General features: G+C 76.5%; 22 protein-coding genes. 10 read left to right on the top strand and 12 right to left on the bottom strand.

Going from position 1 to position 21,411, the window contains the following annotated elements; translation table 11 throughout:
• Positions 1 to 5: 5 nt before the first annotated feature.
• A complete protein-coding gene (locus tag AC2A1K_RS26695) occupies positions 6 to 944 on the bottom strand; it encodes a hypothetical protein (RefSeq protein WP_483899371.1) in 939 nt (312 codons plus the stop codon).
• Positions 945 to 1,081: 137 nt separating this feature from the next.
• Complete coding sequence (locus tag AC2A1K_RS26690; protein WP_483899370.1) at positions 1,082 to 1,753, bottom strand: GNAT family N-acetyltransferase; 672 nt, start codon at positions 1,751 to 1,753, stop codon at positions 1,082 to 1,084.
• Between the two features lie 71 nt (positions 1,754 to 1,824).
• Between AC2A1K_RS26690 and AC2A1K_RS26685 the strand changes: the two genes are divergently transcribed.
• Together AC2A1K_RS26685 and AC2A1K_RS26680 are read left to right on the top strand one after the other, a co-directional pair.
• A complete protein-coding gene (locus tag AC2A1K_RS26685) occupies positions 1,825 to 4,194 on the top strand; it encodes a phosphoribosyltransferase domain-containing protein (RefSeq protein WP_483899369.1) in 2,370 nt (789 codons plus the stop codon).
• Positions 4,191 to 5,129: an HAD family hydrolase gene (locus tag AC2A1K_RS26680; protein WP_483899368.1), complete on the top strand. Its 939-nt coding sequence runs from the start codon at positions 4,191 to 4,193 to the stop codon at positions 5,127 to 5,129. The genes AC2A1K_RS26685 and AC2A1K_RS26680 overlap by 4 nt, the downstream gene beginning before the upstream one ends.
• A gap of 1 nt (position 5,130) precedes the next feature.
• Here the strand turns inward: AC2A1K_RS26680 and AC2A1K_RS26675 are convergent, their stop codons facing one another.
• The 6 genes from AC2A1K_RS26675 to AC2A1K_RS26650 form a co-directional block, all read right to left on the bottom strand.
• Positions 5,131 to 5,817 (bottom strand): DUF427 domain-containing protein, encoded by a 687-nt coding sequence (locus tag AC2A1K_RS26675; RefSeq protein ID WP_483899367.1) that lies wholly within the window; start codon positions 5,815 to 5,817, stop codon positions 5,131 to 5,133.
• Positions 5,818 to 5,878: 61 nt separating this feature from the next.
• A complete protein-coding gene (locus AC2A1K_RS26670; RefSeq protein ID WP_483899366.1) occupies positions 5,879 to 7,054 on the bottom strand; it encodes a glycosyltransferase in 1,176 nt (391 codons plus the stop codon).
• A gap of 38 nt (positions 7,055 to 7,092) precedes the next feature.
• Complete coding sequence (locus AC2A1K_RS26665; protein ID WP_483899365.1) at positions 7,093 to 7,698, bottom strand: histidine phosphatase family protein; 606 nt, start codon at positions 7,696 to 7,698, stop codon at positions 7,093 to 7,095.
• The gene (locus AC2A1K_RS26660) at positions 7,695 to 9,212 is read right to left on the bottom strand and encodes an FGGY-family carbohydrate kinase (RefSeq protein ID WP_483899364.1); all 1,518 of its coding nucleotides are present in this window, start codon (positions 9,210 to 9,212) and stop codon (positions 7,695 to 7,697) included. The genes AC2A1K_RS26665 and AC2A1K_RS26660 overlap by 4 nt, the downstream gene beginning before the upstream one ends.
• Complete coding sequence (locus AC2A1K_RS26655; RefSeq protein ID WP_483899363.1) at positions 9,209 to 10,552, bottom strand: RbtT/DalT/CsbX family MFS transporter; 1,344 nt, start codon at positions 10,550 to 10,552, stop codon at positions 9,209 to 9,211. Before AC2A1K_RS26655 ends, AC2A1K_RS26660 begins: the two co-directional genes overlap by 4 nt.
• 82 nt (positions 10,553 to 10,634) lie before the next feature.
• Entirely contained in the window at positions 10,635 to 11,435 is an 801-nt protein-coding gene (locus AC2A1K_RS26650; protein WP_483899362.1) for a DeoR/GlpR family DNA-binding transcription regulator, read from the bottom strand.
• Positions 11,436 to 11,578: 143 nt separating this feature from the next.
• Between AC2A1K_RS26650 and AC2A1K_RS26645 the strand changes: the two genes are divergently transcribed.
• From AC2A1K_RS26645 to AC2A1K_RS26625, 5 genes are read left to right on the top strand one after another with little or no spacing between them, the layout of a single operon-like run.
• The gene (locus AC2A1K_RS26645; RefSeq protein WP_483899361.1) at positions 11,579 to 12,316 is read left to right on the top strand and encodes an HAD family hydrolase; all 738 of its coding nucleotides are present in this window, start codon (positions 11,579 to 11,581) and stop codon (positions 12,314 to 12,316) included.
• Complete coding sequence (locus AC2A1K_RS26640; RefSeq protein WP_483899360.1) at positions 12,313 to 14,079, top strand: dihydroxyacetone kinase family protein; 1,767 nt, start codon at positions 12,313 to 12,315, stop codon at positions 14,077 to 14,079. The genes AC2A1K_RS26645 and AC2A1K_RS26640 overlap by 4 nt, the downstream gene beginning before the upstream one ends.
• Positions 14,080 to 14,084: 5 nt before the next feature.
• A complete protein-coding gene (locus AC2A1K_RS26635) occupies positions 14,085 to 14,549 on the top strand; it encodes a ribose-5-phosphate isomerase (protein ID WP_483899381.1) in 465 nt (154 codons plus the stop codon).
• Positions 14,549 to 15,619 carry a 2-hydroxyacid dehydrogenase gene (locus AC2A1K_RS26630; protein ID WP_483899359.1) on the top strand — a complete coding sequence of 357 codons (1,071 nt, stop codon included), beginning with the start codon at positions 14,549 to 14,551 and terminating at the stop codon, positions 15,617 to 15,619. Before AC2A1K_RS26635 ends, AC2A1K_RS26630 begins: the two co-directional genes overlap by 1 nt.
• A complete protein-coding gene (locus tag AC2A1K_RS26625; protein ID WP_483899358.1) occupies positions 15,616 to 17,133 on the top strand; it encodes an FGGY family carbohydrate kinase in 1,518 nt (505 codons plus the stop codon). Before AC2A1K_RS26630 ends, AC2A1K_RS26625 begins: the two co-directional genes overlap by 4 nt.
• Before the next feature lie 34 nt (positions 17,134 to 17,167).
• Here AC2A1K_RS26625 and AC2A1K_RS26620 read toward each other — a convergent pair whose 3' ends face one another.
• Both AC2A1K_RS26620 and AC2A1K_RS26615 read right to left on the bottom strand, forming a co-directional pair.
• Complete coding sequence (locus AC2A1K_RS26620; protein WP_483899357.1) at positions 17,168 to 17,575, bottom strand: SMP-30/gluconolactonase/LRE family protein; 408 nt, start codon at positions 17,573 to 17,575, stop codon at positions 17,168 to 17,170.
• Entirely contained in the window at positions 17,572 to 18,270 is a 699-nt protein-coding gene (locus AC2A1K_RS26615) for an SDR family NAD(P)-dependent oxidoreductase (protein WP_483899356.1), read from the bottom strand. The genes AC2A1K_RS26620 and AC2A1K_RS26615 overlap by 4 nt, the downstream gene beginning before the upstream one ends.
• A gap of 80 nt (positions 18,271 to 18,350) precedes the next feature.
• Here AC2A1K_RS26615 and AC2A1K_RS26610 point away from each other — a divergent pair, with 80 nt between their 5' ends.
• Both AC2A1K_RS26610 and AC2A1K_RS26605 read left to right on the top strand, forming a co-directional pair.
• Positions 18,351 to 18,938 carry an RNA polymerase sigma factor gene (locus tag AC2A1K_RS26610; RefSeq protein ID WP_483899355.1) on the top strand — a complete coding sequence of 196 codons (588 nt, stop codon included), beginning with the start codon at positions 18,351 to 18,353 and terminating at the stop codon, positions 18,936 to 18,938.
• Positions 18,935 to 19,528: a hypothetical protein gene (locus AC2A1K_RS26605; RefSeq protein ID WP_483899354.1), complete on the top strand. Its 594-nt coding sequence runs from the start codon at positions 18,935 to 18,937 to the stop codon at positions 19,526 to 19,528. The genes AC2A1K_RS26610 and AC2A1K_RS26605 overlap by 4 nt, the downstream gene beginning before the upstream one ends.
• A gap of 219 nt (positions 19,529 to 19,747) precedes the next feature.
• Here the strand turns inward: AC2A1K_RS26605 and tsaA are convergent, their stop codons facing one another.
• Positions 19,748 to 20,182, bottom strand: coding sequence for a tRNA (N6-threonylcarbamoyladenosine(37)-N6)-methyltransferase TrmO (gene tsaA / locus AC2A1K_RS26600; protein ID WP_483899353.1), 435 nt, complete (start codon positions 20,180 to 20,182; stop codon positions 19,748 to 19,750).
• A gap of 43 nt (positions 20,183 to 20,225) precedes the next feature.
• Between tsaA and AC2A1K_RS26595 the strand changes: the two genes are divergently transcribed.
• Complete coding sequence (locus AC2A1K_RS26595) at positions 20,226 to 20,822, top strand: TetR/AcrR family transcriptional regulator (protein WP_483899352.1); 597 nt, start codon at positions 20,226 to 20,228, stop codon at positions 20,820 to 20,822.
• On the opposite strand, the gene AC2A1K_RS26590 is transcribed toward AC2A1K_RS26595, so the two are convergent.
• On the bottom strand, positions 20,819 to 21,235 hold the full coding sequence (locus tag AC2A1K_RS26590; protein ID WP_483899351.1) for an ATP-binding protein: 417 nt from the start codon (positions 21,233 to 21,235) through the stop codon (positions 20,819 to 20,821). The two genes, AC2A1K_RS26595 and AC2A1K_RS26590, sit on opposite strands and share 4 nt — an antisense overlap.
• Positions 21,236 to 21,411: the final 176 nt, after the last annotated feature.

Here is a 21,411-nt window from a genome sequence, read left to right as displayed (position 1 = left end):
GCTGCTCAGTGCGCCATCGCGGGCACGGGGTTGCGCCACGGCACCGGGTCGGGACGCGCCGGGCGCCAGCCCCAGGGGCCGCTGCCGCGGCGGGTGGCGCGCTTGGGGCCGTCGCCGCCGTCGCGCGGGACCGGGGAGGGGCGCCCGCGAGGGGTCACCTCGGGCACGACGGGGTCCAGGTCGTCGACGGGGTCGAGGGGCACGGGGTCGGCCTCCGGGAGCGGCTCGGGAACGGGCTCGGGCGCGACCTCGGGGCCGGCCTCGGGCTGAGGTCCGGGTCGGGGCTGGGGCTCGGGTTCGGGCTGGGGTTCGGGCGGCGGGACCGCGACCGGGTCGCGCCACGCGATGCCCGGGCGGGGGAAGGGCGCGTAGGTGGTCCCGGGCAGCGGGCGCCCGGGCACGCTGCGCAGCGCGGGCGCGTCCTCGAGCGCGGGTCCGTCCGACGCAGCGGGCGCGGTGGCCCGCAGCGGGACGGTGCGGCGGACCTCGCGCCACCCGCCGGGCACGATGCCGGGGTCGGAGCGGCTGCTCAGGCGCCGCCGGGTCTCCCCGGGCGAGGGGGCGGCCATGCCGTCCCAGGTCGCGGTCGCGAGGAAGACCATCCCGTTGGCGAGCCCCAGCACGAGCAGCCCGAGACCCATGAGCCCGCCGGGTCCGAGGAGGTCGTCGGGGGACCGGGGTCGGTCGAGCGCGCCGCCGTAGGGGCTCGGCGCGCTGACGGCGGCCTCCGGGACTCCCGGGACTCCCGGGACTCCCGGGGCTCCCGGCGCGAGCAGCTCGCCGACCGTCCGGCGCGGGTCCGGCTCGGCGACCGCGGTCTCGAGCAGGACGAGGAAGGACCCGGCGAAGATCCCGGTGAGGATCACGGACGCGAGCGCGCGGGCGATCCGCCGGGCGCCGCGCACGGCGTCCGGCGACCCGTCGGCTGGCGCGGCGTACGACACTCGATCTCCCCGGGGCAATGGTTCTTGATCGTGGTCTACCCCGTCGGAGACCGATCGCGAATCCCCCAGGTGTCGGAAATCCCCGAAGGTGTGCGGCGTGTCGCCTGGACGCGGCGGTTCCCCCCGGGTCGGCCTGCTCACGGCGGCTCCGGTGCGCCCAGCAGCTCGCGGCACGGATCGAGGCCGTCGACGCCCAGGGACCAGCCCGGCCGCCGCCAGTCGTCGGGGGTGAGGCGGCTGCGCAGCAGCATCGCCGACCGTCCCCGGCGGACGTGGCGCTCGATGCCGTCGGGGGTGTAGCCGAGCCGGTCGGTGATCCGCCGCGACGCCGAGTTGTCGGCGAACGCGCTGGTGCGGGCCGCGCGGGCACCGAGGTGGTCGAAGGCGAGGGCGACCACGGCGTGGCGCATCTCGGTGCCCAGGCCCCGGCCCTGCGCCGCCCGGGTCAGCCACGATCCGCTGCGGACCTCGCCCAGCACGCCGAAATCGGTGGCGGCGAGCGTCTGCATCCCGAGGACCCGGCCACCCTCACGGACGAGGAAGTTCACCGACCACCGCGCCGGTCCGAGGTCGGCACGGCAGCCCCACGCGTACTGCATGACCCCCCGGGCGAAGCCCGGGGTGCCGGCCCCGTCGGTCCACGGCTCGAGAAAGGGCATCTCGTCGGCGGGGTGGACGCCGTCGAGCGCGCGGTCGGCCAGCGCCGCGAGCCCGACGTCGTCGTCGGGCCGCAGCTCGAGCCGCGGGGTGCGCAGCACGAGACCGGCGAGCGGCCAGTGCCGCAGCGGGTCGGCGGGATCGGGGGCCATGCACCCTCATCCTGGTCCCTCGGCCCGCCGACGGTGGTGCTCCGTGCGCGCGTCTGGCATCAAGGACACCCGTGGGTGACGCGAGCTGGCCCGGCGAGGTCGTCCACGACGCCCTCGGTCTCGTGCTCGGCCCCGACGAGGAGACGGTGCCGGCGCGGGCCGTGATCGGCCTGGCGCTGCGCCGCAACCCGCGGCGGGCGCACCTCCCGGTCGCCCGCCTGCTGGGCAAGCACCTGCCCGTGGCGCCGGCGCGCGTCCGGGCGGCGGCCGAGACGCTCGCCGAGCGGGTGCGCAGCGCGCTCACGGACCGCACGGCCGCGCCGATCGTCGTCGGGTTCGCCGAGAACGCCACGGCGCTCGCGCACCTCGTCGCCGACACCCTCGACGCCGAGCACGTCGTGCACACCACCCGCCGCGTCGTCGCCGGGGCGTCGGTCCTCGCCGCGTTCGACGAGGCGCACAGCCACGCCCCGCGCCACGTCCTCGTCCCGGACGACCCCGGTGGCTGGACCCCGGACCGCCCGCTCGTCCTCGTCGACGACGAGCTCTCCACCGGCCGGACCGTCGCCGCCACCGTGCGGCGGCTGCACCGCCGCCTGCCGCGGTCGCGCTACGTCGTCGCGACGCTGGCCGACCTGCGGGGCCCCGACGACGACGCCGTCCCGCGCCTGGCCCGCGAGCTCGGCGTCGCGGTGGACGTGGTCGCCGTCGCCCGCGCCCCGATGACCGCGCCCGGCGACGTCCTCGGTCGCGCCGCGGACATCCTCGCCGCCGAGCCGGACACGACGGTGCGACCGGCACCCGGATACCGGTCGCCGGTCTCGGTCCACCTGCCCCTCGCCGGTGCCGCCGAGGGCGCGCGCCACGGGCTCGACCGGGCCGGCCGGGCCGCGCTCGACGCGGCGGTGCCGGCCGCCGCGCAGGCCCTGGCGCGAGCCCTCGGTCCCCGCGCCGGGCGCGTGCTCGTCCTGGGCTGCGAGGAGCTGCACTACCTGCCGGTCCGGCTGGCGGAGGCTCTCGGCGGACACGGCCTCCACGCCGAGATCGGCGCGACGAGCCGCTCGCCGCTGGTGGCGCGCGACGTCGACGGCTACCCCGTGCGGTCCGCGCTGGCGTACGCGGCGCACGACCACGCGCTCGGTCACGCCCCGGAGCGCTACGTCTACGGGGTCGGGGAGCGCCGCTACGACACGGTCGTCGTGGTCGTCGACGCCGCCGCGCGCACCCCGGCCCTGCGCGGTCCCGACGGGCTGCTGCCGCGCCTCGCCGCGGTCACCGGGCGCGTCGTGGAGGCCGTGGTGCCCTGCCGCCCACCGCGGCCCGCGGGCGGTCCCGTCGTCGCGACGCGCCGCGGCCCCGGCTTCGGCACCTTCGCCCGCGACGAGGTGGGCTGGCTGCTCAGCGACCTCGACGGTCACGCGCTCGAGACGCCGACCGCCGCGCGGGAGGACGCGATCGCCGCCGGCACGCCCTACGCGGCGACCCTGCCCGTCGAGCCCGGACCGAGCCCGCGGTACGCGCGGGTGGTGGCGCGGGCGCTCGAGCGATCCGCCGAGCCGGTGGCGGCCGCGGTGGGAGTGCTCGCCGACCGGGTGCTCGCGGGTCGTGGCCCGGGCGCGGTGCTCGTGTCGCTGGCACGGGCGGGCACGCCGGTGGGCGTGCTGGTGCGACGGTGGGCGGCCCGGGTGCGGGGGATCGCGCTAGCGCACTACGCGATGAGCGTGGTCCGCGGACGGGGGCTCGACCGGGCCGCGCTCGGCGCGCTCGTCGCCGCCCACGACCCGGGCTCGCTCGTCCTGCTCGACGGGTGGACCGGCGCGGGCGGGATCGCCGACGAGGTGCGCGCCGACCTCGCCCGCTACGCCCGCGAGACCGGCACCGTCGTCGACCCCACCGTCGGCGTGCTCGCCGACCCCGCCCACCGGAGCTCGCTCTACGGCACCCGCGAGGACCTGCTCGTGCCGCAGGCGTGCCACAACGCGGTGGTGTCCGGTCTCGTGTCGCGCACCGTCGCCCGTGCGGACCTGCTCGGCCCCGGCGCCTACGACGGCGCGAAGTTCTACGCCGGGCTCGCCGCGGGGGACCGGACGGCGGCCTTCCTCGACGTGGTGAGCGACCGGTTCCCCTCCGGTGTGCTCGCCGCGCCACCGGCCACCGCCCCCGACGGCCGCGGGGCCCGCTACCTCGCCGCGCTGACCGAGGAGTGGGACGACCTGCGCCACGGCGGGACCCGGCGGCTGCGCGGCGGCGTCGGCGAGACGCTGCGGGTGCTGTTGCGCCGCGATCCGGCGGCCGTGCTCCTCGCCCCCGACGCCGGCCCCGAGCTCGACCCGGTGCGCCGGCTGTGTGCCGAGCGGGGTGTCACCAGCCGGCCGCTGCCGGCCCGCGCGGGCGGGATCGCGTCGCCGTACCGCTGCGTCGGCGTGCTGCGGGCGCGATGACCCGGGAGACGCCGCGTCGCGGAGCCCGCCCCGAGGGGACCGCGCTGGTCGCCACCGACCTCGACCGGACACTCGTGCACTCGACGCGCGCGGCGGGGAGCGTGCCCGACGACGTCGTCTGCCTCGAGCGCCGGGACGGCGTCCCGACCGCCCTGCTGAGAGCCGATTCCGTCGAGCGCCTCGCCGAGATCCATCGCCGGGCGTGCTGGATTCCCGCGACGACCCGCACCGTGGCCGAGTACGAGCGCCTCGACCTCCCCCGCCGTCTCGGCGTCGGACCCCGGTACGCGGTCTGCGCGAACGGGGGCGTGCTGCTCGTCGACGGCGTGCCCGACGCCGCGTGGTCGGCCGAGGTCGCGCGGCGGGTGGCGTCGTCCGCGCCCGTCGCCGAGATCGCGGACCGTCTCGGGACGTCGCGCGACGCCGACGGATGCTTCCTCGTGGCCCCGCGGGTACCGCCGGACGAGCTGACCGGGCTCGCGGCGTGGTGCGCCGCCCGCGGCTGGCGGGTCGATGCCGCGCACGACAAGGTCCACGTGCTGCCGGTCGCGCTGACGAAGAGCGCGGCGGTCGCCGAGGTCCGCCGTCGCACGGGGCCGGCGCGCCTCCTGGCCGCCGGCGACACCCCGCTCGACGCCGACCTGCTCGCCGTCGCCGACGCCGGCATCCAGCCCGTCGACGGCCGCCTGTACTCCTCGGGCTGGCGCGCCGACCACGTCGCCGTGACCGCGTCGACGGGTCTCGCGGCGGGGGAGGAGATCGCCGCCTGGCTGCTGGCGCGGCTGACCGGGACGCCGCCACCGCGGACCGGTCCACCGGGCGCGGTCGTCACCATGCCGGAGGGTGCCCACCGGTGCGCCTGCGCCTGCGCCTGCGCCTCGCCGGTCCGGGCCGGCTCCGGCTGGTGCCGCCGGTGCGGGAACCTCCGGCGGTAGCTCAGGCCAGGTGCGTCCGCGGGCGCTCCTGCCGCTCGCCGTCCACGGTCACGTCGACGCGCTCGTCGTAGAACGCGACCAGGCCCGCGATCCGCGCGACGGCGGTCGCCGGATGGTCGTAGGACCAGGCGAGGTCGTCGTACCGCCCTGCCGGCGTCCGCACCGACCAGTACCGGCTGGTCACGCCCTTGTAGGGGCACGCGGTCCGCGTCGACGAGGGTTCGAGGACCGCGGTGGCGACGGCGGTCGGGTCGAGGTAGGCGCGGGTCGGCAGGCCGGTCTCGAACAGCAGGACCGGGGCGTCGGACTCGGCGAGCAGCACACCGTCGAGCTCGACGCGCACCCGGCGCCGCGAGCGCAGCGCGTCGACGCGGACGTAGGGGCTGCGCGGGTGGACGTGCACCTCCTCGTCCTCCTCGAACCACGCGTCGAACGCGGCCCAGGTCAGTGCGAGCCAGTCCCCCTCGAGCCTGGCGTCCTCGACCCGGCGGTGTTCGGGATCGGCGGCCGGCGCGGCGGGGTCGACGTCGCCCGCGGGGATCACCCAGCGCGGGTACCAGGGGTGCTCCCAGAGGTAGCGGGCGTCGGTGGTGTCGACGACGACCCGCCCGCCGAGCAGCGCCCGAACCCGGCGCGGGCAGGGCTCGACGTGCCCGACGGGGACGGCGGGACCCGGGACGCCGATCATGGCCGGAACCGACCGGCCTGGTGCGCCTCGTCGATCCACGCCGCCGAGGCGTCCGCCGACGTCACGCGGCCGCCAGCGCGGCGAGATCGTCGGCGGCGGCCGCCACCGGCGGCAGCGCCAGCATCGCGCGCTGGGCGCGCCGCACCTCGGCGCGCACCGACCCGTCGGCGAGCACCGCCCGGCAGGTGGTGGTGACCTCACTCGCGTCCGACGCGGTCCGCCGCCCGAGTCCCAGCGCGCCGACGCGGTCGGCGTTGGCCACCTGGTCGCCGAACTGCGGCAGCACGACCATGGGGGTGCCGGTGCGGACGGCCTCGCGGATGCTGTTGTAGCCGCCGTGGGTGACGAGCAGGTCCGCGCACGCCAGCAGCAGCGGCTGGGGCACCCAGTCCAGGACGTGCACGTGGTCCGCCGGCGGCGGGCCGTCGGCCACGGGCAGCCCGCCGGTCGCGACGACCGCCTCGCAGTCCAGGTCGCCGAGCCCGTCGACGAGCGTGCGCAGCGCCCCGGACGGGTCGACCGGCGGCCCGTCACCCCCGCGCCCCGCCATCATCGGCAGCGCCGTCCCGATCGCCGCGAGCACCAGCGGGCGGCCCGCGGGCAGCTCGCCGATCCACGGGGGCAGGACGTCGCCGCGGGCGACCTCGTCGTCCTGGCGGTACGACCACGCCGGCGCGACACCCTCCGCCGCGAACGACCAGCCCGGCGGGAGGCAGTCGAGGCGGCCGTGGCGGTGGAGAGCGGCCCCCGTCACCGGCGCGAGGCCGAGATCGGCGCTCCGGGCCCGGAGCGCGTCGTCGAGGAGTGCCGGCCGCATCTGCTGGCCGCCGCTGGACGGCGCCGCGACGTGGGGGATGCGGCGCTCCTCGGCAAGCAGCAGCCCGGCGAGCTCGGTGCCGTCGCGCAGGACGAGGTCGGGCGCGAACCGCTCGGCGACGGGCCGCAGCGCCCGCACCGCGTCGGTGACGTGGGGGCCGGCGAACAGCAGCGGGACGACGGTGCCCATGTCCGGCGGGCCCTCCAGCTCGGCGAGCCGGGGACGCAGGGTCGCGACGGCCGCGCTCATCGGCGGCATGACGGTGGCGAGGTCGAGGCCGGTGAAGACGCCGGCGAGCTCCTCGGGGCACGCGACCAGCACCGCGTGCCCCGCGGCCGCGAGTGCGCGGGCGAACGGCAGGACGGCGCGGGCGTGGGAGGGCGAGCCGGTGACGGTGGCGAGGATCCGGGGTGCGGCCACGATCGCCGACGCTAGGCCCCTGAGCGTCGCTCTGCCGGTCAGCAGGGCACGTTGAGCGCGACCAGCGCCGCGGGCCCGTGCGCCGCCGGGCGGACGACGGTGCGCGCCGCGCCCTCGAGGCGTGGGAGGACGGTGCGGTAGTGGTCGAGCGGGATGCCGAGCAGATGGCACAGCAGCAGGCGCAGCAGCGTCTGGTGCGCGACGACGAGGACGCGGCCGTGTGGATGGTCGGCGAGCGCCTCGGTGATCACCGGCAGCGCGCGCTCGACGGCGTCGAGGCCCGTCTCGCCGCCGGGCAGCGGCGAGCTCGCCGGCTTTGCGAGGAACGCGGCGAGCGCCTCGGGGAAGAGCGTCTCCATCTCCTCGCGGGTGTGCCCGTCGCCCGCGCCGAAGTCGACCTCGACCAGCCGGGGGTCGGTGCCCAGCGGGAGGCCGGCGGCCCGGGCGGCGGGCGTGGCGGTGTGGACGGCGCGCTGCAGCGGCGAGCAGACCACCGCGTCGAGGCGGGCATCGGCCGCCCAGCGGGCGAGGGCCTCGGCCTGCCGGTGCCCGCCCGGGGCGAGCTCGACGTCGGACCGTCCGGCGTAGCGGTTCTCGGCGTGCCAGAGGGTTTCGCCGTGGCGCGCCAGGACGAGTTCGGTCACGCCGCCCACCATCCCCGGTCGACCAGCGCCGCCCGGAACCGGGCGCACCGGCGCTCCAGCGCCTCGTCCGGACGGGGCGTGATCTCCTCGGCCGCGTGCACCATCGCGGCTGCCGCCGCGACGACATCGGGGTCACCCCCGTGACCGTCGACACCGTCGGCGTCGACGCCGGCCCGCGCGAGCAGCGCGGCGCCGAGGGCGGGGTGGTCGTGGCGCGGCCGGCGGAGGGGCACGCCGAGGAGGTCGGCGCGGCGCTGGTTCCACCAGGCGTTGCGGGTGGCGCCGCCGGTGATCGTGCGCGGGCCGGAGACGTCGGCGCCGAGCGCGACGAGGTGCTCGAAGCACAGGCGCTCGACGAACGCGACGCCCTCGGCGACGGCGGCGAACGCGGTCCGCTCGCCGCGCGCCGCCACGAGCTCGGACAGCGGGCGGGGGTGGTCGCCGTCGAGCCAGAAGCCCTCGGCGTCGGGCACCGCGAACGGGAAGCGCTCGCCCCGCCCGCCCAGCGGATAGACGACCGGGAGGTCCCCGGGCGGGTCGTCGGCCAGCGACGCGGTGAGGGCGTCGAACCGCGCCGGGTCGAGGAGCTCGCCGAGCACGCCCGCGCCGGTGCTGGACGCGCCGCCCGGCAGCCACCACCCCGCCTGCGGGCCGCGGTGGCAGTAGACGGCGCCCGACGGGTCGTGCAGGAGCGCCTCGCTGACCCCCTTGAGCACCAGCGTCGTCCCGAGCACCGCGTTCCACGCCCCGGGCGTGACCGCGCCCGCGCCGAGCTGGGCGGCGCACCCGTCGGTGGTGCCCGCGACCACCGGGGTCCCGGTGCACAGCCCGGTCTCCGCCGCCGTGCGCGGGCCGACGCCCCCGAGCGGGGTGCCAGGCGGGACCACCGGGGGCAACCGGTCGGGGTCGAGCCCGAGCCCGGCGAGGACCTCGCCGGGCCAGCGGCCCTCGACGGGGTCGTACCCGGTCTTCAGCGCGTTGCCGGCGTCGGTGGCCACGGCCCGGCCGACCAGGGCCCCGGTGACCACGTCGACCTGGTGGCGCACGTGACCCCGGGGGTGTTCGGCGAGCATCGCCAGGACGGTCGGCAGAGCCCAGGTCGCGCCGATGCGGTGGCCCAGCCGGTCCCACGTCGCCGCCCCCGCCTCCTGGGCGCGCGCGGCGTGCGTGGCGCCGCGGTCGTCGTCGTACATCACCCCGGGACCGAGGAACGCGGCCTCCGGCCCGGGGCCGTCGGCGAGGACGACCGTGCCCGACGTGGCGTCCACCGCGATCCCGGCGACATTCCGCGGATCGACGTGGTCGGTGATCTCCGCGAGGACGGCGATCGACGCGTCGACCCACGAGCGCGGGTCCTGCTCGTGGCGCACACCGCGGCGGCCCCGCCCGCGGGTGCTCGCCAGCGGCCGCGCGGCCGACGCCCGGACGGTGCCGGTGCCGTCGGCCGCGAGACCGCGGACGCCCGAGGTGCCGATGTCGACCCCGATCCAGAGGCGGTGACGCACCCCCGTCACGCTGCCCGCGTGGCGCCCGCCGGTCGAGGGGCATCTGCGGCGCGCCGGACCTCGCCCGGGTCGACGTCCGAGCGGATCGTCAGCGCGAGGCCGGCGACGAGCAGGTACATGACGCAGTAGGCGATCGCGACCCCGCCGCCCCCGAAGAGCGGGAACAGGGCGGTGACGGTCAGCGGCCCGAGCAGCGCCGCGCCGCCGGCACCGGTGTTGAGGACCGCCAGCGCCGCGCCCTTGTCCTTCACCGCGACCATCGAGGGCATGAGCGCCGACAGCGGCACGAAGCCCGCGAGTACCACGCCGTAGACCGCACCGAGAACGGCCGTGACCAGCAGGTTCCCGGCCGCGACGCTGCCGAAGTACCAGAGCGGCGTGGCGACGGCGCAGCCCAGGCAGCCGAAGACGGTGACCGTGCGACGCCAGCCGAAGTGGTCGCCGAAGACCCCGAAGAAGAGGTTCGCACCGATGTTCGCGGCGTAGGCGACGGTCTGGACGATCGCGACCTGCTCGGTGGTCAGGAAGCCGCCGCCGGGCGCCGCGGGACCGAACGTGAACGGGAACATCGCGAAGAAGCCGTACTGGGGCGCGGTGTTGACCAGCCGCACGAAGAACCCGGAGATCGTGCGCTTGTCACGCCAGAGGATGTCGACGCCCTCGAGGAGGCGCCGGTAGCTGCGGGGGTTCTCGACGGTCTCGTCGGCGATGGGAGCGAGACCCGACGGGTGGGTCACGGCGAAGCAGCCGATCGCCGAGCCGATGGCCACGAGCACCAGCGAGAGCACGAGCGTGCCGTAGAGGCTGATCCCCAGCGGGCCCACGGCGATCGCCGCGACGGCGGCGCCGAGGGTGGGCAGGCCGCCGGTGAAGGCGAACCAGAACCAGCCGGCGGCCGATCCCCGCATCCTCGGGGCCGCGATCGTCTGGATCCACACGAGGAAGGCGAACGCGAACAACGGGTAGGCGAGCCCGCGGATCGCGTAGATCGTCGCGATGAGCCCCAGGCTCTGGGAGGGGATCGCGACGGCCAGGAAGAGGATCTCGAACACGATCCAGATCGCGGCGCCGAGCCACATGACCCGCCGTGGTCCCCAGATCGCCGAGAGCGTCCCGGAGAACCAGGACGCGACGAGCACGGCGACCCCGTAGAGCGTCACCGTGTAGAAGGACGCCTGGGCCCCGGAGAGACCGCCGCCGTCGGGTTGCTGCAGGTAGTCGGTGAGGTAGCTGACCTCGACGCCGTCGCCGATCATGAAGATCAGCACGCCGACGAAGCCCCAGCGCAGCGGACGGGGGATGCCCCATCGCTCGATGCCGGTCGGCCGGTGCTCGCTCGTCGCGTCCATGCGGTCCTCCCACGGGTGTGTGGCCGACCACATGTAACAGAAGAGATGTTAATTTCACAATACTGATAACGCCGATAGACGCTCAGCCGTGGCCCGGTGCCACCGTCACCGCGGTGTGCTCGCGCATCTCCGACAGCACGACGGGGTCGATCCCGGCGTCGACCACGACCGCGTCGAACGCGCTGACGGGGCGCAGCTGGTGCAGGGCGCGCCGCGGGCTCTTGCCGGAGTCCATCAGCAGCACCGAGCGGGCCGCCGCGTCGAGCATCGCCCGCTTGACCACCACCACCTCCTGCTCCTGGTGGTAGGTCATCGAGCCCGTCATCGAGGACGTCGAGACGACCGCGAGGTCCACGGCCATGGCCGCGATCGACTCGGTGCAGGCGATCCCGTTGAACGAGTCGTGGGTGCGCGAGTAGTCGCCGCCGAGGGCGATCAGGCGGATCTCGGGCATGCCCTTGAGCACGTCGATCGTGGGCAGGTAGTTGGTGACGACGGTCAGCGGCCCGACGTCGTCGAGCAGCTCGGCGAGGGCGAGGGCACTGGTCGAGTCGTCGAGCATGATCGACGACCCGGACTCCACGAAGTCGAGGGCCGCCCCGGCGATCGCGGCCTTCTCCGCCCGCCGGGTCGAGCGCCGGTACTCCGAGTGCGACTCGAACACCGACGTCGGCTGCGCCGAGACCCCACCCCGGTACTTGCGCACCAGGCCGCGGCGGGCAAGCTCGTCGACGTCCCGGTGGACGGTCATGAGGCTGACCCCGGTGAGCTCGACCAGCTCGGAGGAGGTCGCCGACCCCTGCGCGAGCAGGTGCTCGACGATGCGCTGCTGGCGCGTGTCCCGTGTCCGCCGGAGGCCGGTGTCCTTCTCCTGCTCCCGCACGTCTCCAGCATCCCGATCCGGCGGCCCCGCCGGGCACGACGCGCCCGACCGGACGAGGCGTCGTGGGAACGGCTTGCTGTGAGGCCCTTCACTCATCACATCCTTGATGTTAACTTCCCATTGTCGATGGGAGGAGACATCCGATGGACGCCTCACCGCCGGACCCAGCGCTGCGGGCCGTCGTGTTCGACCTGGACGGCGTGCTGCTCGAGAGCGAGCACCTCTGGGAGGAGATGTGGGTCCGCTACGCCGAGCGCTTCGGCGCGCACTGGACCGCCGAGGACACCGACCGGGTGCAGGGCATGAGCGCACCGGAGTGGTCCGCCTACCTGGCCAGGCGCGCGGGGGGCCGCGAGAGCGCGCAGGAGTGCGAGCGGGCGGTCGTCGACGACATGGTCGGTGCGCTCGACGCCGGCCGCATGGAGCCCTACGAGGGGGCGGTCGCCATGGTCCGCGACGCCGCCGAGCGCGCGCCGGTCGGGCTGGCGACCTCGGCGGCGCGCCGGCTCGTCGACGCCGTGCTGGACCGCCACGACCTCACCACCTCGTTCACCGCGACGGTGTCGAGTGCCGAGGTCGCGCGCGGCAAGCCCAGCCCCGACGTCTACGCGGAGGCCGCCGCCCGACTGGGCGTCGACCCGACGCACTGCGTGGGCGTCGAGGACTCCAGCAACGGCCTGCGCGCGGCGCACGCCGCGGGGCTGACCGTCGTCGCCCTGCCCAACCCGACCTACCCGCCGAAGAGCGACGCCCTCGCGCTGGCCACCACGGTGGTCGACGGCGTCGCGGGCGCGCGGGCGGCGGTCCTGGCCCTGTTGGAGGGTCGCGCCGCCGATCTTTCCTCCGACCGCTCCTCCATGGCCCCGGGAGCCACCCGATGACCACCATCCCGAGCACACGCCCCGCCACCCTCACCGACCCCGCCACGTTCAAGACGCGCTGGGTGGACGGCCTCGTCGCCGCCTACGGGCGCACCGTCCGCCGCGCCCCCGACGCCCACGGCGTCATCGCCCGCCACGCCCCGACCGCCGGCAAGGTCGCGGTCGTCATCGGCGGCGGGTGCGGCCACTACCCGGCCTTCGCCGGCCTGGTCGGCCCGGGGTTCGCCGACGCCGCCGTGGTCGGCGACGTCTTCACGAGCCCCAGTGCCGAGCAGGTCTACCGGACGGCCGCGGCCGTCGACGGCGGCGCCGGCGTGCTGTTCAGCTACGGCAACTACGCCGGCGACGTCATGCACTTCGGGCTCGCGGCGAGCCGCCTCGCGGCCGAGGGCGTCGACTCGCGCACCGTGGTCGTCACCGACGACGTGGCGAGCGCGGCCCGCGTGGCCGACCGGCGCGGGGTCGCCGGCGACTTCGTGGTGTTCAAGGTCGCCGGGGCCGCCGCCGCCCGCGGGGACGACCTCGCGACGGTGGCCGCGCTCGCCGAGCGCGCCAACGCGCGGACCCGGACGTTCGGCGTCGCCTTCGACGGCTGCACGCTCCCGGGCCAGACCGAGCCCCTGTTCACCGTGGACCGCGGCGCGGTGGAGCTCGGCCTGGGCATCCACGGCGAGCCCGGGGTGCGCAGCGCCGACGCCATGGACGCCCACGAGCTCGCCGACGTGCTGGTCGACCAGCTCCTCCCCGAGCTGCCCTCCGGCGGCGACGGGCGGGTCGCGGTCATCCTCAACGGGCTCGGCTCCACCGCCTACGAGGACCTCTTCGTCACCTACTCCCGCGTGCACGCCCGCCTGCTCGACGCCGGGCTGTCGCCGCACCGCCCGGAGGTCGGCGAGCTCGTCACGTCGATGGACATGGCCGGGCTCTCGCTGACCCTCGTGCCGCTCGACGACACGCTCGCCGAGCTCTACGACGCCCCGTGCGAGACGCCGGCGTTCCAGCTCACGGCGGGCGGCACCCTCGCGGGCCGCGCCCCCGACACCGTCCCCGAGGCCGAGCGCCGCCGCCCGTCCGTCGCCCCGGACCTCGCCGACACCGACCCCTCGGCCGGCGGCGTCGCCGGTGCGGCGCTCACCGCCGCACTCGGCGCGGTCACCGAGCACGAGGACGAGCTCGGCCGGCTCGACGCCGTCGCCGCCGACGGCGACCACGGCCAGGGCGTCGTGCGGGGCATGCGCGCCGCGGTCGCCGCCGCGCGGACCAGCGGTGCGGACGGCGACACGGCCGCCGAGGTCGGCACGGCCCTGCTCGCCGCGGGCACCGCGCTCGCCGACGCCGCGGGCGGCGCGTCCGGAGCCCTGTTCGGCCTGTTGCTCACCGAGACCGGGCGCCGGCTGCACGCGGCGCCGGTGATCGACACCGCCGTCCTTGCCGCGGCCTTCGGCTCCGCGCAGGACGCGGTCACCGAGCTCGGCGGGGCCCGCCCCGGTGACAAGACGATGGTCGATGCGCTCGACGCCGCCACCGCCGCCCTGCGCGGCGCCGCGGACCGGTCGGTCGGCGTGGCCGCCGCCTGGCGCGAGGCCGCCGACGCCGCGCACGACGCCGCCCGGGCGACCGCCGAGCTGACCCCCTCGGTGGGGCGGGCCGCCCGTCTCGGCGACCGCGGTCGCGGCAGCCCCGACCCCGGGGCGACGTCACTGGCGCTGATGCTCGACGCGGCCGCCACCGAGATCGCCGCGCGGTGTGGGGAGGACCGATGACCGGCATGCGGATCGCGGTGGCCGCCGACCACGCGGGCGTGGCGCTCAAGAACGTGCTCGCCGACCAGCTCCGCGACGACGAGCGCGTCGCCGACGTCGTCGACTTCGGCGTCCCCGACGAGGCCGACGACCGGGCCTACCCGGTGCTCGGGCTGGCCGCGGCGCAGGCCGTCGCCGAGGGACGGGCCGACCGCGCGGTGCTCGTCTGCGGCACCGGGATCGGCATGGCGATCTCGGCCAACAAGGTCGAGGGCATCCGCGCGACGGTCGCCCACGACAGCTACTCCGCCGAGCGCTCGGTGCGTTCCAACGACTGCCAGGTGCTGTGCCTGGGCGGCCGGGTCATCGGCCCCGAGCTGGCGAAGAAGATCGTGGCGGAGTGGCTGGGCTACTCGTTCGACCCCTCGTCGGCGAGTGCGGACAAGGTCGCCCACATCACCGAGTTCGAGCGGGCGGGAGGGGCCGCCTGATGCGCGTGCTCGCCGCCGGCGACCACTTCGTCGCCCCCGATCTCTTCGAGTCCGCCCTGCGCGCGGAGCCGGGGCTCGCCGGGGACCTCGAGGTCGCCCACCTGACCAGCGGCTGGCCCGCCGAGCCCTTCGGGCCCGTCGGCTCCGGCGACTCCGTCGTCGACGAGGCCTCGGGCACCGAGGACGAGCTCGTCGCGGCGCTCGAGGGCGCCCGGATCTGCCTGACCCAGATGGCGCCGTTCACCGCCCGGGTCTTCGACGCCCGCCCGGAGCTGGAGATGGTCGCGGTCTGCCGCGGCGGCCCGGTCAACGTCGACCTCGACGCGGCCGACCGCGCCGGCGTGGCCGTCGCCCAGGCGCCGGGGCGCAACGCCGCCGCGGCCGCCGAGTACGCGGTCGCGATGATCCTCGCGGCCGCTCGCCACGTCCCCTACGCCGACGCCGAGCTGCGCGACGGCCGCTGGCGCGGCGACCTCTACGCCTACGACCGTGCCGGGCTCGAGCTCGCCGGCGCCACCGCCGGGCTCGTCGGCTACGGCGCCATCGGCCGGATCGTGGCCCGGGTGCTGCGCGCCTTCGGCGCCGAGGTGCTCGTCGCCGACCCCTACGCCGACCAGGCGACCGCGGCGGCGGACGGCGTCCGGCTCGTCGCGCTCGACGAGCTGCTGCGCGCGAGCTCCGTGGTCAGCCTGCACGCGCGCCTGAGCGAGGAGACGCGCGGGCTCGTCGGCGCGCGCGAGCTCGCGCTGCTGCCGCACGGCGCCGTGCTGGTCAACACCGCGCGCGGCGGCCTGCTCGACCACGCCCCGCTGCCCGACGCCCTGCGCTCCGGACGGCTCGGGGCGCTGGCCGTCGACGTGTACGACGTCGAGCCACCGCCCGAGGACTGGCCGCTGCGCGGCCTGCCGAACGTCGTGGCCACCCCGCACCTCGCGGGGGCCACCCGCCAGACCGCCCACCGCGCCGCCGCCATCGCGGCCGGCGAGGCCGGGCGCCACCTGCGCGGCGAGCCGCTGGCGCACCCCGCCAACGCGGTCGCCCGCCGCGTCACCGAGGAGGTCGTCTCATGATCGTCGGAGTGGACGTCGGGACGTCGATGACCAAGGCCGATGCCTACGACGAGGACGGGCGCAAGCTCGCCAGCGCCGAGCGCGCCTCCCGCCTCGAGCAGTACCCGGACGGGCGCGTCGAGCAGGACCTCGAGGACGTCGTCGCCTCGGTCGCCGACGTCGTGCGCCGCGTCGTCGCCGACGCCGGCCGCCCCGTCCGCGCGCTGGCGCTGACCGGCCAGGGCGACGGGCTGTGGCTGCGCGACGCGAACGGTGCCGCGGTCCGCCCGCCGATCTCGTGGCTCGACGACCGCGCGGGCGACGTCGTGCGCCGCTGGCAGGACGACGGCACCGTCGCGGAGGTCTACCGCCGCACCGGCGTCGGGCTCTTCCCCGGCTGCCACGCGCCCTTGCTCGTCGCCCTCGGGCGCGACGAGCCGGAGTCGCTCGAGCGTGCCGCCGTGGCCGGCTACTGCGTCGACGCGCTCGTCCAGCGGCTCACCGGCGTCGTCACCGTGGACGCCTCCGACGCCTCGCTGCCGTTCCTGGACGTCGCCGCCCGCCGGTACGACGACGGCGCCGTCGAGGCGTGCGGGCTGGCCGACCGCCGGCACCTGCTCGCCGAGCCCGCGCCGCCGGGGACCGTGCTCGCCCTCGACCGCCGCGGCGCCGAGATCACCGGGCTGCCGGAGGGCACCCCGGTCACCGGCGGGCCGTTCGACCTGCCCGCCTGCGCCGTCGGCGCCGGCCTGTCGGCGCCGGGCGACGGGCTGCTGATCGTCGGCACCACGCTGGCCTGCGAGGTCTTCACCGACACCGTCGAGGTCGACGAGCTGCCCGAGCCCGCCGGGATGTGGCTGTGCACCCCCGAGCCGGACCGGTGGCTGCGCGCGATGCCCGCCATGGTCGGCACCGCCGGGCTGGACTGGCTGCTCGAGTTCATGGGCGTCGGCATCGACGCGCTCGGCGAGCTGCTGGCCGGAACCCGCCCCGGCGCCGGCGGGGTGTCGGCGCTGCCGTTCCTCGCGGCGTCGGGGGAGCGGGCGCCGTTCGTCGACACCCGGGCGCGCGGGCAGATCGAGGGCGTCACGCTCTCGACCGGCCGGGGCGACGTCGTGCGCGCCGTCTGCGAGGGCATCGCCTACACCGCGCGGCACTGCTTCGAGCGGGCCGCGTCCTCGGCCGGCGTCGAGGGCCGGCTGGTCGCGTGCGGCGGCGGGGCCCGCTCCGGGCCGTGGGCGCAGATCTTCGCCGACGTGCTCGACCGGCCGCTGACCGTGCCCGACGACCCGGGCCTCGGCACCCGCGGAGCGGCCGTCACCGCGGTCCGCGCGCTGGGCGACGACCTCGACCCCGGGGCCTGGGCCGCCCCGTCCCGGACGGTCGAGCCGAGCTCGCAGGCCCGCGTCGCCTACGCCGACGGATACCTGCGCTACCGCGCCCACGTCGACACCGCGCGCGACTTCTGGGCCCGGCAGGCGCAGGGGTTCCGTCGCTCCGACATGGTCGCCGAGCCGCAGGCGGTGTCGGCTTAGGGGTTCCCGGCGCGCGGGGCGGGCGCCGGGATCGTCAGCACGCGCCCCGTCGCCGGCCCGCCGAAGGGGTCCTGCGGGTTGAGGTGCGCCGCCATGACGTGCAGGGTCCGGCCGTCCTCGCCGCCGAGCATGCAGGCGAACGGGTTGGGGTCGATCTCGACGCGGTGGTGATCTCGCCGCCGTCGCGGACGCGGACCAGGATGCCGCCGGGGATGTCCATGCCGCCGGTCGAGGTCCAGATCGCGCCCTCGGCGTCGATCGTGATCCCGTCCGGGCTGAGGCGCTCGGCCCCGGTGCGGCGCCCGGACAGGGAGCCGTCGGCCTCGATGTCGAAGGCGACGAGCGTGCCGGCGAGGGAGTCGGCGAGCACGAGGGTCCGCCCGTCCAGCTCACCACGAACGGTTCTCCTGCGATCGACCGGCTCGACTGTGACGGCGGTCACCAAGGGATCGGACGACCGTCGCGGGTGAACGTGCCGGTCGGGCCGTCGGATGGGAGGTCGACGGCCCACAGGATGCTGTCGACACCCTCGTCGAGCGGGCGCCCGCCGGGGCCGCCCATGTCGGTGGCGACCCAGCCGGGGCAGACGGCGTTGACGAGCACCCCGCCTCGGCGCAGGTCGGCGGCGAGCTTGACGGTGAGCATGTCGAGCGCCGCCTTGCTGACGGCGTAGGCGGGGGTGCCGCCGGCGCCGTCCGTCTCGCCGAACGAGCCCGACCCGCTGGACACCATGACGACGCGCGCGCCGCGGCGGAGCAGGTCCGCGCAGGCCACGGTCGTGCGCCAGGCGCCGAGGGTGTTGACCGCGAGGGCCTCCTGGGCGATCGCGAGGTCCGCGCCGATCGCCGTCTGGAAGGTGTCGTAGTGGACCGCGGCGTTGTTGACCAGGATCTCCAGGTCGCCGTGGTGCTCGCGGATCCAGTCGGCGAGGTCGTCGACGGAGTCCTGACGGGCGACGTCGAGCTCGCGGACGACGACGTTGTCCATCCCCCGGGCTGCGCGTTCTCCCTTGTCGAGGTCGCGGGCGCCGAGCACCACGGGATGTCCCCGCTCGGCGAGGCGGCGCACCACGCCGAGGCCGAGGCCCCGGTTGGCGCCGGTGACGACGGCGAGGCCGCGGTTCTCTGCTGAGCTCACCCGACGGATCGTGACGTCTGTTCCCCCACCCGGGCAACGAAGATCGGTTGTCCACCGCCGACCGTGGGAGGCTCGGGGGCGTGAATGCGGCGGGGCGGGAGCCCGGTCCGGGGGAGATCCGGGCCCCGGCCGGCCTCGACGACGAGGCCGACCGCTGGCTGGTGGGCCGGGCCCGCAGCGGCGACCGTGGCGCGTACGAGGAGCTCGTGCGCCGCCACCGCGATCGGATCTACCGGATCGCGCTGCGCATGCTCGGCAGTGCCGCCGACGCCGACGACGTCGCGCAGGAGGTCGTCATCCAGCTCTGGACGGCTCTGTCCGGCTTCGCGGGGACGTCGACGTTCACGACCTGGCTCTACCGCGTCGTCGTCAACCGGTGCCTGAACCACCGCCGCAGCCAGCGGTCCCACCACGAGCTCGCCGACGCCGATCACCCGCCGGTGGCGGGGCCGGAGAGCCGGGTGCTCGCGGGCGAGGAGCTGCAGGCCGGGCTGCGGGCGATCAGCGGACTGCCCGAGGATCAGCGGGTGCCCCTGGTCCTGGTGCAGCTGGAGGGCCTGTCGTACCGCGAGGCGGCGGTGGTCACCAAGACCAGCGAGGCCACGGTCCGCGGGCGGCTGGCCCGGGCCCGCGCCACCCTGATGTCCGAGATGAAGGACTGGACATGACCTCCACCGACGCCCGGCTGCCCTGCGGGCGTGACACCGACGCGCTCGTCGCGCAGGTCGCGGACGGCGCGGCGGAACGCCGGGACGCCCACCAGCGCGAGTGCCCCCATTGCCAGGCCGCGCTCGCCGAGTTCGACCGGTTGTGGGCGCCGGTCCGGGCCGTCGCCGACCACCGCCCGCGGGCGCCCGAGGGCCTGCTCGACGAGGCGATGCGCCGGATTCGCGGGGTGGCCGCCGACCCGGAGTTCGGGACCATCTCCGACGACCGCGGCCGGACCCGGATCAGCGCCCACGCGGTCGAGTCGCTGGCGCGGCACCTCGCCGCGCGGGTGCCGGGCGTGCGGGTGGCTCTGAGCAGGCTCGTCGCCGCGGGCGGCGGACCGGAGACGAGCATGATCGGCGGCCCCGAGGTGACGGCGGGCGTGGCGGGCTCGTCGACCGTCGTCTCGATCACGCTGGCCGCCGACCTGGGCGAGGACCTCGTCGCGCTCGGTGCGCGGATCCGGGCGGCGGTCGCCGACGGGATCCGGGCCTCGACAGGGCTGGAGCCGGTGGCGGTGCTCGTGCACGTGGACGACGTGCTGCTGTAGTCCCCGGCGTCACCGGATCAGCAAGATCCGGTTTCGTGCAGCGAGTGCTTCGCTCAGCGAGACGTTCGCGCCGGCAATCCGGAGCTGGCCCGCGAACGCGCCGCGCCGCAAGTCGCCGGCCCACGACGACCTCGGCGTGTCGCGCATCGAGGATGTGGCGATCCTGGCGTCAGACGCCAGCGATGCCGCATCGCTCGTACTCCGCGAGCCTCCGGGCTGCTACGCGCGCGGGTTGTGGCAGCGCTCCCCGATCGGTCCGAGCACCGGCTTGATGTCGATCACCGGCGTGCCGTCGACCGCCTCCAGGTCGGACACGCTCAGATCCGTGCCCTCGATCGAGAGCACGCGGACCTCGTGCAGACCCAGGGGATTGGGGCGGTCGGGGGAGCGGGTGGAGAACACACCGGTCTCGGGCGACGTGCCGTCGTTGCGCGGGTGCACGCGCAGCGTGTCCCGGTCGGCCCGGTCGAGCCAGGTGATCAGCAGGACCAGGTCGCCGACGGCGAGGTCGCGCAGGGCCGGGGCGAGGTCGGGGTCGAGGCGCACGACGGCGTCGGGACCGCCCTCGTCGCCCTGGCGGGGCGCCTCGGACCGGTCGACCAGCGGCGAGGACACGTGCCCCAGCACGCGCAGGACGGGGGATGACTCGACCACCCACTCACCGTAGGCCCCGACGTACCCTTCGGCGGTGCCCCGCGTGACGTCCCCCCGTGCCGAGGCCACCGCCGCGACCCGGGCCGGGCTGGTGGAGGCGGCCACCACGCTCTTCGCCGACCGCGGGTTCACCGAGACCTCCATCGACGACGTCGCCGCCGTCGCGGGCATGACCAAGGGGGCGGTCTACCACCACTTCGCCGGCAAGGCCGCTCTGTTCGAGGCCGTGTTCGCCGCCCGCGAGACCGAGGTGCACGAGCGGCTGGCGCAGGCGCTCGAGGACGCCCCGGACCTCCTCACCGGCGCCCGCACCGCGCTCGCGACCTTCCTCGAGTCCTGCAGCGAGCCGCGCTACGGGCGGATCGTCTTCCGCGACGGTCCACTGGCGCTCGGGTGGGAGCGCTGGCGCGAGTGCGAGCGCGACTACGCCTACGCGTTCATCGCCCGGGTCCTGGACGGGCTGGCCCGTGAGGGGAGCCTCGTGCGCCCGCCCGGCCCGTCCTATCCGACGCTCGTGCTGGGCATGCTCTCGAGTGCGGGCCAGCTCCTGGGCCAGGCACCGCCCGAGCAGCACCCCGCGCTGCGCGAGGAGCTGCTCGGCTTCTTCGACCAGGTGCTCACCGGGATGACACGGTCCTAGGGGGCCGGCTCCCGGAGCTGCCGCAGCGCGACGGTCGTCCCGTCGGCGGTGTGCCGGATGGCGACGCTGTCGACGCTGCGGTGCATGAGCACGAAGCCGCGCCCGCGCCGGGCGTGCGAGCCCGGGGCGGCCGGCTCGGACCCCTCGGACCACCGGCCGTGGTCGGTCACGCGCACGTTCACCGCGTCCTCCTCGCACCACAGGGTCAGCTCCACCGTGCCCTCGGTGTCGTCCGGGTAGGCGTGCTCGCACGCGTTCTCGACGGCCTCGGAGACCGCGGTCAGGACGCGCTCGCGCGCCTCCTGCCCGATGTCGAGCCCCGCCAGCCACTCCCGGGCCTCGTGCCGCATGCGCTGGGTCTCGTCGACGCGGGCCGGGTGCACCGCCCGTGCGAACTCCACTGCATCCCTCATGGTTTCCCCGTCCCCCGCCCCCGGTCGTCGCGTGTCGGGGAGGTCCGGTCTCCGCCCCCTCGGTCACGACGCGGTCATGCCCCGACACGGTGTCCCCACCGTGCGCGCCGATCACCGGAGAGGTCGACCACCAAGCGCGCGAACGGTCCGTCCGGCGCGACCGGCGGGTGAACGGT

The sequence above is a fragment of the Actinomycetospora sp. 2LY8.5 genome, from assembly GCF_057180585.1.
This window is presented reverse-complemented; position numbering and strand designations above follow the sequence as displayed.